Consider the following 12,638-nt stretch of genomic DNA (forward strand, 5'->3'; position numbering starts at 1 on the left):
GGACCGCGACACCGGACCACGACACCGGGCCGCCGCACCGGACCACCGCACCGGACCGCCGGACCGCCGGAGGCCGGCCGAGGGGCGCCGGGGTCAGACCCCGGGCCAGTCCGGCTTCCGCTTCTCGTTGAACGCCGCGACGCCCTCGGCCCGGTCACCGGAGAAGGCGACCGTACGCCAGGCGGCCTCCTCCACCTCCAGCCCCGCCCGCAGGTCCATCCCCCATCCGGTGCGCAGCGCCCGCTTGGCGGCGCGCAGCCCGACCGGCGAGTTGGCCGCGACCCGGGCCGCGAGCGCCAGCGCCTCGGCCCGGTCCTCACCCGCCTCCGCGAGCAGGTCGACCATGCCGAGCGCCCGCGCCTCCTCGGCCGCCACCCGGCGCGCGGTGAAGATCAGCTCGGCGGCCCGCGCCGCACCCACCCGGCGCGGCAGCAGTTGGGTGCCGCCACCGCCCGGTACCACGCCGACCGACACCTCGGGCAGGCCCAGCACCGCGGTGGGGTCGGCCACGATCAGGTCGCAGGCCAGCGCCAGTTCGTATCCGCCGCCCAGCGCGTAGCCGTGCACGGCTGCGATCGTCGGCATCGGCAGCTCCAGCACCCCGGTGTAGGCGGCGCGGGCGTGCGGACGCTGCGCGGCCAGCTCCGCGTCGCTGAAGGAGTTGCGCTCCTTGAGGTCGGCGCCGACGCAGAACGCGCGCTCGTGCGTGGAGGTCAGCACGGTGGCCCGCACCTCGCCGTCCCGCGCGAGCGCGCCGCACGCGTCGGCCAGGGCGCCCGCGAACGCCGTCGACACGGCGTTCATGGCCCCTCTCCGGTCCATCACCAGCTCCGCGACGTGCCCGTCCTTGCGGACCCGCACCCACTCCCCGAACGTCTGCTCGCTGAGATCCATGGCCGCCACGATAACGGTCGCTAACTTCCGCCCGTCAACGTCCGGCGCGCACCCGCACCGGGTCGGCCGCCCGTGCCCGGCTAACCCCCGGTGCCGCGGCGCCGCAGCAGCCAGGGCTCCACGACGCCCAGCCCACGCACCGGACGCTGGTAGAGCGGCTGGAGCGCGAACCGGTACCCGGACAGGTCCTCGCTCTCCTTCTCCGACTCCGGCGCGGCGCCGGAAGCGGTCAGTTCGGCCCGCAGCGCACCGTCCACCAGCACCGTGTCCTTGGGCGCTATCGAGGTCAGCCGGCTGGCGAGGTTGACCGTGTTGCCGAAGACATCGCCCATCCGGGTCGTCATCGTCCCGAAGGCGATACCGACCCGCAGCTCCGGCATCGTCGCGTCGTTGGCCATCGTCTCGATCAGCCGCAGCCCGATCTCCGCCGCCGTGCCCGCGTCCTCCGCGACGTAGAGGATCTCGTCGCCCAGCGCCTTGATGAGCCGCCCGCCGTGTGCGGCGACCAGGTCGGCCGAGGTGGTCTCGAACGCCTCCACCAACTCGCCCAGTTCCTCGTCCTCCAGGCGGCGGGTCAACCGGGTGAAGCCCACCAGGTCGGCGAAGCCGATGGCCTGCCGCCGGTTGACCATCTCCTCGTCGTCCTGCGCCTGGACGACCCGCCCGGTGGCGGCCGCAAGCTGGCGCCGCCACACGTAGACCAGGAACTCCTCCAGCTCGGGCAGGAGGAGCTGCACCAGCGGGAAGGTGACCTCGTTGCGGGTCATCCCGGGCTCGGGCGGCTCGGTCAGCCCCATCAGGAACGAGTCGATCTGCCAGTCCGCGAGCCGCGCCGTGGTCTGCCCGGTGGAGCGGGCCACCTGCACCGCCATCGTCTCGCTCAGCAGCCCGGCCTCGACCAGGCCCGACAGCCGCCGCAGCGCCAGCACGTCGGCCTCGGTCAGCGCCCGGGCCTGACCGACGTCGGCGAAGCCCATCGCCCGCCAGAACCGGGAGGCCAGCTCCATGGAGACCCCGGCGGCGCGGGCGGCCTGGAAGGGCGTGTACTGCCGCTCCGACCCGAGGATGAGCTCCTCGATGCGCAGCGCGCTGGGGTCGGGCTCGTCGTCCGGATCCCCCGCGCCCTCGGCGAAGGGGCCCGCGGGCCCGTCCCCGGCGGACGAACCGGTACCGGTACCGATGCCGGTGCCGGTACCGATGCCCGAAGACGCGGCGGAACCGGCATCGGCGGACGGCTCCGCGTCGCCCTGCGGAGCCGGACCGGCTCCGGCGGCGGACGCGGCTCCGGCAGCGGACGGCGCTCCGGCAGCGGACGCGTCGGCGCCCCCGGCCGGCGGTGCCCCCGCGGGATCACCGGGGCCGCCGTCCGCGGGGACGGCCTCCGCGGCGGCACCGTCCCCGGGATCGCCAGGCGCGGGATCGCCGGGCGGACCCGCCGCGGCGTCCGCGGGATCGGCGGCGTCCGGCGCTCCGCGGTCGCCGTCCCCGGCTCCGGTCCCGGCTCCGGCGCCCGTGGCACCCGGCACCGGTGCGGACCCGGCGGACGCCGCTCCGCGTCCGGGCACGCCCGGTTCGTCCACGGTCACCGCGGGCTCCCCGCACGCTCCGCGGCGTGGTGTCGCGGCCTCGCGTCGTCCCTGCGCACAGCCCTTCCGTTCCCTCTTGCCCGATCTGCCGGCGGTCCGGCCACCGCTCCCGGGTGGCACTCGATGTCACCGCCGATTGCCCACCATACGGCAGTTGTGCGCTACCTCACTCTCCGGCCGCGGGGCGCAGATGGACGATGTCACCGGCCGCGACCGGATGCTGTACGCCCTGTTCCGAGGCGATGACCAGCCGGCCGTCGCCGTCCACCGCGACGGCCTCGCCCACCAGCTCGCCCCCGCCGGGCAGCGTCGCGCGCACGGTCCTGCCGAGCGTCACGCAGCCCGCCGCGTAGGCGTCCAGCACGGCCGAGGCCGCCGGGTCGCCGTCCGCCGCCGTCCAGCGGCCGTACCAGTCCTCCACGGCGCGCAGCACCGCGCGCAGCAGCGGGTCCCGGTCGGTGCCCTGCGCACCGGCCAGCAGCAGCGAACCGGCGGTGGGGACCGGCAGCTCGTCCTCGCGGAGGCTGACATTGAGCCCGATGCCGAGGACGACGGCGTCGGAGTCGACCCGTTCCGCCAGGATGCCGCCGATCTTGCGTTCCCCGTCCTGGCCGGTCGTCAGCACGTCGTTGGGCCACTTGAGGCCGGTGTCGACACCGGCCGTACGGGCGAGCGCGCCCGCCGCGGCCACCCCGGCCAGCAGCGGGAGCCAGCCCCAGCGCTCCACCGGGGGCTCGGGGCGCAGCAGCATCGAGAAGAAGAGGCCGGAGCGGGGCGGGGCCGTCCACGAGCGGTCCAGCCGCCCCTTGCCCGCGGTCTGCTCCTCCGCGACGAGGACGGCGCCCGGCCCGGCTCTGCCCGTGCGGGCGCGGGCCACCAGCTCCGTGTTGGTCGAGCCGATCGACTCGGCCACCTCCAGGTCGGTCCAGAGGGAGTCCCCGCCGAGCAGGGCCCTGCGCAGGGCCTCCTGACGGAGCGGGGGACGGTCGAGGTCGGACCAGCGGTGTGACGTCATGCGGCCAGGTTATGGGGGTACGCCGGATCCGGCCCCCGCCACCCGCCGACGGGACCGGACACCGGTCGGAGTGGATCCGGGTGGGTGCCGGGTGGGTGCCGGGTGGGTGCCGGGTGGGTGCCGGGTGGGTGCCGGGTGGGTCCGAGTGTGGCCAACGACGCACTCCGTGACGGGCAGGTCGCCGATAGCCTACGGGTCGGTAGCCAACCCGCGACGGTAAGGAGCCCTCCGAGATGTCCTCGCCCAGCCCCGACATCGACGACCTCGACATCCACACCACCGCGGGCAAGCTCGCGGATTTCGAGCAGCGCACGGCGGAGGCCGTGCACGCGGGCTCGGAGCGTGCGGTGGAGAAGCAGCACGCCAAGGGGAAACTGACCGCCCGGGAGCGGGTGGAACTCCTGCTCGACGAGGGGTCGTTCACCGAGCTGGACGAGTTCGCGCGGCACCGCTCGACCAACTTCGGGCTGGAGCAGAACCGCCCGTACGGGGACGGCGTGGTCACCGGCTACGGCACCGTCGACGGCCGCCCCGTGTGTGTCTTCTCGCAGGACTTCACCATCTTCGGCGGCGCCCTCGGCGAGGTCTACGGCGAGAAGATCGTGAAGGTCATGGACTTCGCGCTGAAGACCGGCTGCCCGGTCGTGGGCATCAACGACGGCGGCGGCGCCCGGATCCAGGAGGGGGTGGCGGCCCTCGGCCTGTTCGCGGAGATCTTCCGCCGCAACACCCACGCCTCCGGGGTGATCCCGCAGATCTCCCTGGTCCTGGGCCCGTGTGCCGGCGGCGCCGTCTACTCGCCCGCGATCACGGACTTCACCGTGATGGTCGACCAGACCTCGCACATGTTCATCACCGGGCCGGACGTGATCAAGACGGTCACCGGTGAGGACGTCGGCTTCGAGGAGCTGGGCGGCGCCCGCACGCACAACGCGACCTCGGGTGTGGCGCACCACATGGCGGGGGACGAGAAGGACGCCATCGAGTACGTCAAGGCGCTGCTGTCCTACCTGCCCTCCAACAACCTCTCCGAGCCGCCCGGCTATCCGGAGGAGGCGGACCTGGAGACCTCCGAGGAGGACCGGGAGCTGGACGCCCTGATCCCGGACTCGGCGAACCAGCCCTACGACATGCACACCGTGGTCGAGCATGTGCTGGACGACGGTGAGTTCCTGGAGACGCAGGCGCTGTTCGCGCCGAACATCGTCACCGGGTTCGGCCGCGTCGAGGGCCGCCCGGTGGGGGTGGTCGCCAACCAGCCGCTGCAGTTCGCGGGCTGCCTCAACATCGACGCGAGCGAGAAGGCGGCGCGCTTCGTGCGCACCTGCGACTCGTTCAACATCCCCGTGCTCACCTTCGTGGACGTCCCCGGCTTCCTGCCCGGCACGGACCAGGAGTACGACGGGATCATCCGGCGCGGCGCCAAGCTGATCTTCGCGTACGCGGAGGCGACGGTACCGCTGATCACCGTGATCACCCGGAAGGCGTTCGGCGGCGCCTACGACGTGATGGGGTCCAAGCACCTGGGCGCCGACCTCAACTTCGCCTGGCCGACGGCGCAGATCGCGGTGATGGGCGCGCAGGGCGCGGTCAACATCCTGCACCGCAAGAAGCTGGCGGGCGCCGGTACTCCCGAGCAGACCGAGGAACTGCGTGCCCAGCTCACCCAGGAGTACGAGGACGCGCTCCTCAACCCGTACGTGGCGGCCGAGCGCGGCTATGTGGACGCGGTGATCCGCCCGGCGGAGACCCGCCGCCACATCACCCGCGGCCTGCGCACGCTGCGCAGCAAGCGGGAGCAGCTCCCGCCGAAGAAGCACGGCAACATCCCGCTGTGAGGAGAGTGCGATGACGACGGAGTCCGTCGAGACCGCCCCGCGGGGCGCAGCCGAGGGCGCTGCCGGGGCCGAGCCGTCCATCCGGGTCGTGCGGGGCAACCCCACTCCCGAGGAACTGGCGGCGGCGCTGGCGGTGGTGCGGGTGCGCGCCCGCGCCGTGCCGGCCGACGAGCCGCGGCGGGCGGCGCCCAGCGCCTGGTCCGACCCGGCCCGTACGGTGCCCGGCCCGCCGCCCGCGCCGGGTCCGGATGCCTGGCGCCGCACCTTCTGGGCAGGCTGACCGGTCGCGCACGCCGCGGGCGTGCGCGGCGTGCGCCCGCGCCTGAGTACGCGTACTCAGGCGCGGGCGCCGCGGTGCGGCCACCATGGGCGGATGCTGTGGTCCGATCCCCGAGACGAGCCGCCGCCGGACATCCGCAGGACCCAGGAGAAGATGCACCGCCTCGGCTGGGTGCTGCTCGTGGTCACCGCGGTGGTGATGATGCTGCTGCTCTCGGTCACGTACTCCTAGGCACCCCAGGTGCCCCGGGCGCCCCGGGCGCCCCGGGCGCCCCGGGCGCCCCGGGCGCCCGCGTGGGGCCCGGCACGGCGACTCCCTACGATGGCCCGCATGAACTCACCGCGTCTTGTGCTGGCCTCCGCCTCCCCCGCCCGTCTCGCACTGCTGCGGCAGGCCGGGATGGCCCCCGAGGTGGTCGTCAGCGGGGTGGACGAGGACGCGCTCGACGCGCCGACGCCGTCCGAACTGGCCCGGGTGCTGGCCGAGGCCAAGGCGGCGGCGGTCGCCGCGCGGGCCGAGGCCGCCGAGGCGCTGGTCGTCGGCTGCGACTCGGTGCTGGAGCTGGACGGGCGGCCGCTGGGCAAGCCCGCCGACGCGGCGGAGGCGACGGCGCGCTGGCGGGACATGCGCGGCCGCTCCGGGGTGCTGCACACCGGGCACTGCGTCGTGGACACCCGCGCAGCCGCGGAGGGCGCGCGCCGCTCGGTGACGGCCTCCACGACGGTGCACTTCGGGCAGCCCTCCGACGCGGAGGTCGCGGCCTACGTCGCCAGCGGCGAACCGCTCCACGTGGCGGGCGCGTTCACGCTCGACGGCCGCTCGGGGCCGTTCGTGGACGGTATCGAGGGCGACCACGGCAACGTGCTCGGACTCTCGCTGCCCACGCTGCGCAGGCTGTTGGGCGAGCTGGGCGTCGCCGTCACGGACCTGTGGGCTCCGCGCTGACGCCGGGCCCGTCGCCGGGGCGCTCGCCGGGGTGTTCGGCGGGGCGGCCGGCCGGCTCCGCCATCGCCTCGCCGTACCAGGTCAACGACCAGACGATGAGGCCCAGGACGCTCATCAGCAGCACGAACGCCAGCCAGCCGACGAGGCCGACGCAGAAGGCGCCGAGCACCCCGTGCACCACCGCGCAACTGATCAGCACGATGCGCAGGAAGCCGCGCGGCGGTACGTCACGTATCGCCGTACGGAGGAGGATCAGCGCACAGCCCAGCACATAGCCGCCGACCAGCACGGCGCCGAGCACCGCGGAGATCGTCATGGCGCGCGGCTCGATACCGGCCAGGGACATCTGCTGGGCGTCCGCGACCTTGCCCAGGAAGAGATTGAGCCCCACGAGCACGGCTGCCTCCACCGTGAGCACCAACGCGGTCACCGCGGCCACTGCCCGTCTGCGCCCTGCCACTCCGCCCACCTCTTCCGTCGCCTGCATCTTCGGTGCGCCGACGGCCGTTTGACGGCTCGGCGGCCGTCCCGCCCGACGCGGTTCCGCTGTGCGCTGCGGGTTACTCCAGGTACGTGCTCTTGGCAGGGCGAACGCTACTCACGGGTACAAGCCGGGGCAAGAGAATCGACGCAAAGCAAAAATTCCGTCTGCGAGTCGTAGGGACCCCACAAAGACGACGCGCTCAGGCGCACGACTCCGACAGAGAGCTAGCCCACATGCCCGAGGCGCACATTCCACCGCCGAATGCGGCGTACCGTGGGACAACGAGGGGAGATCCGGTTCTGCGCGACCCACGGGTGACACTCCGTGTGGGCAAGCTCACCCCCCTTGGCGGCTCGGCGTCAGGTGTCGCCTGTACCTAAACTCAGGTTGTTCCAAGGAGGGAGCCATCGTGCGCAAGGTGCTCATCGCCAACCGCGGCGAAATCGCCGTCCGCGTCGCCCGCGCGTGCCGGGATGCGGGAATCGCGAGTGTCGCCGTCTATGCCGAGCCGGACCGGGACGCGCTGCACGTCCGCGTGGCCGACGAGGCATTCGCCCTGGGCGGTGACACCCCGGCGGCGAGCTATCTGGATGTCGGCAAAGTACTGAAAGCGGCCGCCGACTCGGGAGCCGACGCCGTCCACCCCGGCTACGGATTCCTCTCCGAGAACGCCGAGTTCGCGCAGGCGGTGCTCGACGCGGGCCTCAACTGGATCGGCCCGCCCCCGCAGGCCATCCGCGACCTGGGCGACAAGGTCGCCGCGCGGCACATCGCGCAGCGCGCGGGCGCCCCGCTGGTCGCCGGCACCAAGGACCCGGTCTCCGGCGCGGAGGAGGTCGTCGCCTTCGCGGAGGAGAACGGCCTGCCCATCGCCATCAAGGCCGCCTTCGGCGGCGGCGGGCGCGGCCTGAAGGTGGCCCGCACGCTGGAGGAGGTCCCCGAGCTGTACGACTCGGCGGTCCGCGAGGCCGTGGCCGCCTTCGGCCGCGGCGAGTGCTTCGTCGAGCGCTATCTGGACCGGCCCCGGCACGTGGAGACCCAGTGCCTGGCCGACAAGCACGGCAACGTGGTCGTCGTCTCCACCCGCGACTGCTCCCTCCAGCGCCGCCACCAGAAGCTCGTCGAGGAGGCCCCGGCCCCGTATCTGACGGACGAGCAGAACGCCGAGCTGTACCGCGCGTCCAAGGCCATCCTCCGCGAGGCGGGCTACGAGGGCGCGGGCACCTGCGAGTTCCTCGTCGGCCAGGACGGCACGATCTCCTTCCTGGAGGTCAACACCCGTCTCCAGGTGGAGCACCCGGTCACCGAGGAGGTCACCGGGATCGACCTGGTCCGCGAGATGTTCCGGATCGCCGACGGCGAGAAGCTGGGGTACGACGACCCGCCGCTGCGCGGTCACTCCTTCGAGTTCCGGATCAACGGCGAGGACCCGGGCCGCAACTTCCTCCCGGCGCCCGGCACCGTCACCACGTTCGCGCCGCCCAGCGGTCCCGGCGTCCGGCTGGACGCGGGCGTCGAGTCCGGCTCGGTGATCGGCCCGGCGTGGGACTCGCTGCTCGCCAAGCTGATCGTCTCCGGTGCCACCCGGCAGCAGGCGCTCCAGCGCGCCGCCCGTGCGCTGGACGAGTTCGAGGTCACCGGCATGGCCACGGCGCTGCCCTTCCACCGCACGGTGGTCCGGGACGCGGCGTTCGCGCCCGAGGTGAGCGGCCGCGAGGGCGAGCCGTTCGACGTCCACACCCGGTGGATCGAGACGGAGTTCGTCAACGACCTCAAGCCGTTCGCGGCTCCCGCCCCCGGCGAGGCCGAGGAAGAGGACGCCGCGGGACGCGAGACCGTCGTCGTCGAGGTCGGCGGCAAGCGGCTCGAGGTCTCGCTGCCCTCCTCGCTGGGCATGCCGCTGGCACGGGCCGCGGTCGAGGGCGGCGCCCGCAAGCCGCGGCGCAAGGCCGCCAAGAAGTCCGGCACCGCCGTCTCCGGCGACGCGCTCGCCTCTCCCATGCAGGGCACCATCGTCAAGGTGGCCGTGGAAGAGGGGCAGCAGGTCGAGGAGGGCGAGCTCATCATCGTCCTGGAGGCGATGAAGATGGAGCAGCCGCTGAACGCGCACCGCGCCGGTACCGTCAAGGACCTCAACGCGGAGATCGGCGCCGCGGTGACCGCGGGCGGCGTCATCTGCGAGATCAAGGACTGACCCGGACCGCCCGGAACCGCACACCGCGCCCGCCGCCGGAGGTACGCCTCCGGCGGCGGGCGCGCGTCGTGTGCGGCCGCCGGGTCAGCGGCGCCTGGGCGCCAGGTCCGCCACCCGGGGCGGCACCGCGGCGGCCGGTGCGGACCGCAGATGGCCGGGAGCGGCGCCGCCCGCCGGGCCGCCGGACGGTCCCGGGTGGGTGTGGTTGCCGGGGTGGTGGCCGCCGGAGTGGGTTCCGCCCTGCGGCGCCGCCCTGCGGGGGGTGGGCATCGGCACCTCGGGGCGGCCCCGCTCCGGGGCGGCGGACGGCGTCCCGGCGACGGCCACCTGGACACCCCGGTCGGCGAGCGCCTGCAGCTCGGTCTCCGCACGGTCGTCGTGCGGCGGGGGTTCGTCCGTCACCAGCCGGGTGATCACATCGGTGGGCACCGTCTGGAACATCGTGTCGGCACCCAGCTTGGTGTGGTCGGCCAGCACCACCACCTCCCCGGCCGCCTGCACCAGGGCCCGGTCCACGCTCGCGGAGAGCATGTTTGAGGTGGACAGCCCGCGCTCGGCGGTCAGCCCGCTTCCGGACAGGAAGGCCCGGGAGACCCGCAGCCCCTGCAGGGACTGCTCGGCACCGCTGCCGACCAGCGCGTAGTTGGAGCCGCGCAGGGTGCCTCCGGTCATCACCACCTCCACCCGGTTGGCGTGCGCGAGCGCCTGGGCCACCAGCAGCGAGTTGGTGACCACGGTGAGGCCGGGCACTCTCGCGAGCCGGCGCGCCAGCTCCTGCGTCGTCGTACCGGCTCCGACGACGACGGCCTCGCCCTCCGAGACGAGGCCCGCGGCCAGATCGGCGATCGCCGTCTTCTCCGCGGTGGCCAGGTGGGATTTCTGGGGGAAGCCGGACTCCCGGGTGAAGCCTCCCGGCAGCACGGCTCCGCCGTGACGGCGGTCGAGGAGTCCTTCGGCCTCCAGCGCCCGTACGTCACGGCGCACGGTCACCTCGGAGGTCTGGACTACGCGGGCCAGCTCACGGAGCGAGACTGCTCCGTTCGCTCGCACCATTTCTAGGATCAATTGACGACGTTCCGCAGCGAACACGGAACTGACAGTAACGCCAACGACCGTCTGGTTTCAGCGCTATCCGCCGATTAACAGAAGTTGTCCGTCCGGCGTCCTCGAATGTGGTATAGCGGGACTGTTCGGGACTACAGCGCCCGGCCAGCCACCCCGCATCCGCCCCGGGTCAGTGCAGTTCGGTCGTCTTGCGGGTGTGCAACTGGCGGGCGACCTCGGCGATCGAGCCGGTCAGCGACGGATACACGGTGAACGTGTTGGCGATCTGCTCCACGGTCAGATTGTTGTCAACCGCGATCGAGATCGGATGGATCAGCTCGCTGGCCCGCGGCGAGACGACCACCCCGCCCACGATGATGCCGGTGCCGGGGCGGCAGAACAGCTTCACGAAGCCGTCCCGGATGCCCTGCATCTTGGCCCGCGGGTTGCGCAGCAGCGGAAGCTTGACGACGCGGGCCTCGATGGCCCCCTTGTCGACGTCCGCCTGGGTGTAGCCGACCGTCGCGATCTCCGGGTCGGTGAAGACGTTCGCGGAGACCGTCCGCAGGTCGAGCGGGTTCACCGCGTCGCCCAGGAAGTGGTACATCGCGATCCGGCCCTGCATCGCCGCGACGGACGCGAGCGCGAGGACCCCGGTGCAGTCGCCCGCGGCGTAGACGCCGGGGGCCGAGGTGCGCGAGACCTTGTCGGTCCAGATGTGCCCCGAGTCCTTCAGCCGGACCCCGGCCTCCTCCAGCCCCATGTCCGAGGTGTTGGGGATGGCCCCGACCGCCACCAGGCAGTGCGTACCGGTGATCTTCCGGCCGTCCTGGAGCGTGACCTCGACCCGGTCCCCGTCCGGCTTCGGCGGGCCGCCGGCCGCGGCCACCCGCTGCGCCGAGGCGGCACGCGAGCGGCTCATCACGTTCATCCCGCGGCGCCGGAAGACGTCCTCCAGCACCGCCGCCGCGTCCGGGTCCTCGCCCGGCAGCACCCGGTCCCGCGAGGAGACCAGCGTGACCTGCGAGCCCAGTGCCTGGTAGGCGCCCGCGAACTCGGCTCCGGTCACACCGGAGCCGATGACGATCAGTTCCTCGGGCTGTTCCTGGAGGTCGTAGAGCTGCGTCCAGTTCAGGATGCGCTCGCCGTCCGGGCGCGCGTCCGGGATCTCCCGCGGGTGGCCGCCGGTGGCGATCAGCACCGCGTCCGCGGTGAGCTGCTCCTGGCTGCCGTCCGCCGCGGTGACCGTCACGACGCGGGAGCCGTCCGGGGCCTGGCCGGGCTCCAGCCTGCCGCGGCCGCGCACCACCCGGCCGCCCGCCCGGGTGACCGAGGCCGTGATGTCGTGCGACTGGGCCAGCGCAAGCCGCTTGACCCGCCGGTTGACCTTGCGGATGTCGACCCCGACCACGCGCGCCGGATCGTCCGGGTCATGGGTGGTGTCCTCCACCCGGATGCCCAGCTCCTCGTACGAGGAGTCGAAGTTGGTCATCACCTCGGCCGTGGCGATCAGCGTCTTGGACGGTACGCAGTCGGTGAGCACCGACGCCCCGCCGAGGCCGTCGCAGTCGACGACGGAGACTTCCGCGCCGAGTTGCGCCGCCACCAGCGCTGCTTCGTATCCGCCAGGGCCACCACCGATGATCACGATCCGAGTCACATGCTCCATTGTCCCGCACCCGTCAGGTCCGGACCCGCCGGGGGTGCCCCCTCCCCGCGCCGGTCCGGCGCCCCGGCGGGTCCGCGCTCCGCCCGCGCCACCGGGCCAACCGGGCGCGGCCCCGGGAAACGCCCGTCCCGCGAGGGCCGCCGTTACCCTCGTGGGATGTCGCTCTACGCCGCCTACGCCGGCAACCTCGACGCCCGCCTGATGGCCCGCCGCGCCCCGCACTCCCCCCTCCGCGGCACCGGCTGGCTCACCGACTGGCGGCTCACCTTCGGAGGCGAGCACATGGGCTGGGACGGCGCACTGGCCACTCTCGTGGAGGCACCGCGCTCCCAGGTCTTCGTCGCGCTGTACGACATCGCGCCGATGGACGAGGACTCGATGGACCGGTGGGAGGGCGTCGGCCTGGACATATACCGGCGGATGCGGGTGCGGGTGCACACCCTGGAGGGCGAGGAGCCGGCCTGGTGCTACGTCCTCAACGGCTACGAGGGCGGGCTGCCCTCGGCCCGCTATCTGGGGGACATCGCCGATGCCGCGGAGTCCGCGGGCGCTCCGCACGACTACGTCATGGAGCTCCGCAAGCGACCGTGCTAGCGGCGGTGCGCTAGCGTCGCGGACCGACAGAATCTCCACACGCGCCCCGCCCGCCCCCGCTGTCGCCCGTGCGTTCGTCCGGACTTGCGGATGAG

12 protein-coding genes are annotated in these 12,638 nt (G+C 73.4%); 6 read left to right on the top strand and 6 right to left on the bottom strand.

Annotated elements, in window-relative coordinates; all coding sequences use genetic code 11:
* Positions 1–93: 93 nt before the first annotated feature.
* From BMX65_RS21755 to BMX65_RS21765, 3 genes are all read right to left on the bottom strand, one after another.
* A complete protein-coding gene (locus tag BMX65_RS21755; protein WP_075002209.1) occupies positions 94–894 on the bottom strand; it encodes an enoyl-CoA hydratase/isomerase family protein in 801 nt (266 codons plus the stop codon).
* Positions 895–974: 80 nt separating this feature from the next.
* A complete protein-coding gene (locus BMX65_RS21760) occupies positions 975–2,093 on the bottom strand; it encodes an adenylate/guanylate cyclase domain-containing protein (protein ID WP_075002210.1) in 1,119 nt (372 codons plus the stop codon).
* A gap of 553 nt (positions 2,094–2,646) precedes the next feature.
* Complete coding sequence (locus BMX65_RS21765) at positions 2,647–3,495, bottom strand: biotin--[acetyl-CoA-carboxylase] ligase (RefSeq protein WP_075002049.1); 849 nt, start codon at positions 3,493–3,495, stop codon at positions 2,647–2,649.
* A gap of 233 nt (positions 3,496–3,728) precedes the next feature.
* On the opposite strand from BMX65_RS21765, the gene BMX65_RS21770 reads away from it, so the two are divergent.
* The 4 genes from BMX65_RS21770 (at position 3,729) to BMX65_RS21780 (ending at position 6,558) form a co-directional block, all read left to right on the top strand.
* Positions 3,729–5,333 carry an acyl-CoA carboxylase subunit beta gene (locus BMX65_RS21770; RefSeq protein WP_075002050.1) on the top strand — a complete coding sequence of 535 codons (1,605 nt, stop codon included), beginning with the start codon at positions 3,729–3,731 and terminating at the stop codon, positions 5,331–5,333.
* A gap of 10 nt (positions 5,334–5,343) precedes the next feature.
* Complete coding sequence (locus BMX65_RS21775; RefSeq protein WP_239502097.1) at positions 5,344–5,613, top strand: acyl-CoA carboxylase epsilon subunit; 270 nt, start codon at positions 5,344–5,346, stop codon at positions 5,611–5,613.
* A 93-nt stretch (positions 5,614–5,706) separates the two neighbouring features.
* Positions 5,707–5,844, top strand: a complete 138-nt coding sequence (gene mmpB / locus BMX65_RS32995; RefSeq protein ID WP_177214321.1) for a morphogenic membrane protein MmpB — start codon at positions 5,707–5,709, stop codon at positions 5,842–5,844.
* Positions 5,845–5,934: 90 nt separating this feature from the next.
* The gene (locus BMX65_RS21780) at positions 5,935–6,558 is read left to right on the top strand and encodes a Maf family protein (RefSeq protein WP_075002051.1); all 624 of its coding nucleotides are present in this window, start codon (positions 5,935–5,937) and stop codon (positions 6,556–6,558) included.
* Here BMX65_RS21780 and BMX65_RS21785 read toward each other — a convergent pair.
* The gene (locus BMX65_RS21785; protein ID WP_239502096.1) at positions 6,533–7,018 is read right to left on the bottom strand and encodes a hypothetical protein; all 486 of its coding nucleotides are present in this window, start codon (positions 7,016–7,018) and stop codon (positions 6,533–6,535) included. The two genes, BMX65_RS21780 and BMX65_RS21785, sit on opposite strands and share 26 nt — an antisense overlap.
* Positions 7,019–7,451: 433 nt before the next feature.
* Between BMX65_RS21785 and BMX65_RS21790 the strand changes: the two genes are divergently transcribed.
* Positions 7,452–9,236: an ATP-binding protein gene (locus BMX65_RS21790; protein ID WP_075002053.1), complete on the top strand. Its 1,785-nt coding sequence runs from the start codon at positions 7,452–7,454 to the stop codon at positions 9,234–9,236.
* An 84-nt stretch (positions 9,237–9,320) separates the two neighbouring features.
* Here the strand turns inward: BMX65_RS21790 and BMX65_RS21795 are convergent, their stop codons facing one another.
* Together BMX65_RS21795 and BMX65_RS21800 are read right to left on the bottom strand one after the other, a co-directional pair.
* Positions 9,321–10,289, bottom strand: a complete 969-nt coding sequence (locus tag BMX65_RS21795; protein WP_239502095.1) for a DeoR/GlpR family DNA-binding transcription regulator — start codon at positions 10,287–10,289, stop codon at positions 9,321–9,323.
* A gap of 181 nt (positions 10,290–10,470) precedes the next feature.
* Positions 10,471–11,949, bottom strand: coding sequence for an NAD(P)H-quinone dehydrogenase (locus tag BMX65_RS21800; protein ID WP_075002055.1), 1,479 nt, complete (start codon positions 11,947–11,949; stop codon positions 10,471–10,473).
* Between the two features lie 156 nt (positions 11,950–12,105).
* Between BMX65_RS21800 and BMX65_RS21805 the strand changes: the two genes are divergently transcribed.
* Entirely contained in the window at positions 12,106–12,543 is a 438-nt protein-coding gene (locus BMX65_RS21805) for a gamma-glutamylcyclotransferase family protein (protein ID WP_075002056.1), read from the top strand.
* The last annotated feature ends 95 nt before the right edge of the window (positions 12,544–12,638 follow it).

The sequence above is a fragment of the Streptomyces qinglanensis genome (assembly GCF_900111245.1).
Taxonomy (GTDB): Bacteria; Actinomycetota; Actinomycetes; order Streptomycetales; family Streptomycetaceae; genus Streptomyces; species Streptomyces qinglanensis.

Coding starts and splice junctions, on each gene's coding strand:
- BMX65_RS21795 (WP_239502095.1), bottom strand. CDS start 10,289: ATGGTGCGAGCGAACGGAGCAGTCTCGCTCCGTGAGCTGGCCCGCGTA.
- BMX65_RS21775 (WP_239502097.1), top strand. CDS start 5,344: ATGACGACGGAGTCCGTCGAGACCGCCCCGCGGGGCGCAGCCGAGGGC.
- BMX65_RS21770 (WP_075002050.1), top strand. CDS start 3,729: ATGTCCTCGCCCAGCCCCGACATCGACGACCTCGACATCCACACCACC.
- mmpB (WP_177214321.1), top strand. CDS start 5,707: ATGCTGTGGTCCGATCCCCGAGACGAGCCGCCGCCGGACATCCGCAGG.
- BMX65_RS21800 (WP_075002055.1), bottom strand. CDS start 11,949: ATGGAGCATGTGACTCGGATCGTGATCATCGGTGGTGGCCCTGGCGGA.
- BMX65_RS21805 (WP_075002056.1), top strand. CDS start 12,106: ATGTCGCTCTACGCCGCCTACGCCGGCAACCTCGACGCCCGCCTGATG.
- BMX65_RS21780 (WP_075002051.1), top strand. CDS start 5,935: ATGGCCCGCATGAACTCACCGCGTCTTGTGCTGGCCTCCGCCTCCCCC.
- BMX65_RS21755 (WP_075002209.1), bottom strand. CDS start 894: ATGGATCTCAGCGAGCAGACGTTCGGGGAGTGGGTGCGGGTCCGCAAG.
- BMX65_RS21765 (WP_075002049.1), bottom strand. CDS start 3,495: ATGACGTCACACCGCTGGTCCGACCTCGACCGTCCCCCGCTCCGTCAG.